Source organism: Oleiphilus sp. HI0079 (assembly GCF_001635105.1).
In genome coordinates this window covers 1-771 of the sequence record NZ_LWFT01001419.1, presented here as the reverse complement: position 1 = coordinate 771, position 771 = coordinate 1, and the positions used below count along the sequence as shown (strand labels likewise).

Genomic DNA, 771 nt, shown 5'->3' with positions numbered 1-771 from the left:
CCGGAAGGATGGTTATGACACAAAATAACCGCCGCTGCGCCTTTCGCCAAAACAGCTCTGACCACTTCACGTGGATAAACGGAGGCTGCATCAATCGTGCCTTGAAATAGCTCATCGAATCCGACAATGGCATGCTGCGTATTCAAGTACAAGACCGCAAACGTTTCATGCATACGCTGCCCAAGGGCATGCACCACATAGCGCTTGCACGCATCGGGGTTAGAGATAACTGTCGACTCTCTCAACTCATCACGAAACACGCGTTTGCTCATCTCCAGGCTTGCCTGAAGCTGCGCATACTTTGCCGACCCCATGCCTTTGGTTTTGCAAAAGTCATCGAGTGATGCACTTAATAGCTTATTGAGATCACCAAAGTGCAGGAGTAGGTCTCGCGCCAAATCAAGAGCTGAGCGTCCTCGGGTACCGGTGCGCAGAAATATGGCGAGCAGCTCAGCGTCACTGAGCGCTGCTGCACCTCTTGATAGGAGTTTTTCTCTTGGCCGCTCTCCCTCGGGCCAAGTATGAATCGCCATACTAAATCCTTTTAGTAGCCAGTCATTAATTGGATGTACCGTTATACCCTTATTGCCCAACTCCAACAAGACAGCGTATTGACAAGGCAAGCGCAAGTGACAACACTGCACGGCATCAACAATAAGGAGCATTCATGGATACTAAGATCGATCAAAGCACACAAACTGAACTGGAAGCCGCTGTTTTACGCCGTTTTCTAAAACACCTTGATGAGCATAAAGAGGTGCAGAACATCGA

Annotated in this window: 1 protein-coding gene; it reads right to left on the bottom strand. The window is 49.3% G+C overall.

The features are described 5' to 3' along the window. Positions 1-665 (bottom strand): DNA repair protein RadC (gene radC, locus A3750_RS24485; protein ID WP_068549025.1); only part of this gene is annotated, 665 nt, incomplete at its 3' end. Positions 666-771 lie beyond the last annotated feature (106 nt).